Annotated in this window: 2 protein-coding genes; both read left to right on the forward strand. The window is 70.9% G+C overall.

The features are described from left to right. Positions 1 to 5: 5 nt before the first annotated feature. The gene (locus AB0J72_RS58940; RefSeq protein WP_363418057.1) at positions 6 to 608 is read left to right on the forward strand and encodes a helix-turn-helix domain-containing protein; all 603 of its coding nucleotides are present in this window, start codon (positions 6 to 8) and stop codon (positions 606 to 608) included. Further along, the coding region (locus AB0J72_RS58945) for an IS630 family transposase (protein WP_363418054.1) at positions 578 to 1,109 on the forward strand (532 nt) is incomplete at its 3' end. The genes AB0J72_RS58940 and AB0J72_RS58945, both read left to right, overlap by 31 nt.

Genomic DNA, 1,109 nt, shown 5'->3' on the forward strand with positions numbered 1-1,109 from the left:
TGCCCATGTTCTTGGCTGCCCGTCCTCCCGTGGATGCGGAGGAGGAGCGGAGGGTCCGGAAGTTGGCCGGGGCCAGGCATGCGCCGGCGGACTGGGTCCAGCGGGCGAAGATCGTTACGTTGAGTTGGGCTGGGTTGCACACCACGGCGATCGGGGCTGGGTTGGGTTGCCATCCCAAGACGGTGCGGCAGTGGCTGCACCGGTTCAACGCCGAGGGCCTGGACGGGTTGGGTGACCGGCCGATACCGGGGCGGCCGCGGCGTATCACCGAGCGGGAGCGGGGTCGGATCATCGCGTTGGCCCGTTCGGACCCGCCGGGCCGGCCGCAGCGCATGGAGGGCGGGGAGCTGGTGGCGGCTGATGAGCACGGCCCGCCGCAGTGGACCCTGGACAGTTTGGTCGAGGCCGCCCGGGCTGAGGGGATCGAGGTGCGCCGCAGTCAGGTGCGCAGCATCCTGATGGCGGAGCGGGTGCGCTGGCGGCACACCCGCTCGTGGGCGCGCAGCGATGATGCGGACTTCGCCCCAAAAGGGCGGCGGTCGTCGAGCTCTACACCCACCCCCCGGAGCGGACCACGGTGGTCTGCGCCGACGAACTCGGACCGGTGATCCCGCGGACGTTCCCGCCCGCGGCGGGCTGGTCACCCGACGGCCACCGGATCAAGGCGCCCCTGGAGTACTCCCGGGGCAGCGACAAGCTGTGGGTGTACGGCGGTCTGCGTATCCGCGACGGCACCGAGGTCACCTACTGCGCCGCATCGCGCAACAGCGACGGCTGGATTCAGCTGCTGACCCGCATCGGCGAGGCCAACCCACGCGGCCCGATCCGGGTGGTCACCGACAACCTCTCCAGCCACACCAGCGGCAAGGTCCGTCAGTGGCTGGCCCGGCATCCCCGCATCCAGCAGGTGTTCATCCCGAAGAAGGCCTGTTGGTTGAACATGGCGGAGGGCTGGTGGCGGCTGCTACGCCGGGCCGCGTTCGCCGGACAGACCTTCGCAGACACCGCCGAGATCGCTTACGCGGTGCGGGTGGCCACCGCCCAGCTCAACACCCACGCCAACCCCTGGATCTGGGGACGGCCCGCACCACCGAACCGCACACTCCGCC

The organism is Dactylosporangium sp. NPDC049742, from assembly GCF_040674675.1.
GTDB lineage: Bacteria > Actinomycetota > Actinomycetes > Mycobacteriales > Micromonosporaceae > Dactylosporangium > Dactylosporangium maewongense.

Bases quoted from the DNA above. Each gene is read 5' to 3' on its own strand.
- AB0J72_RS58940 (WP_363418057.1), top strand. From the start codon at position 6: ATGTTCTTGGCTGCCCGTCCTCCCGTGGATGCGGAGGAGGAGCGGAGG.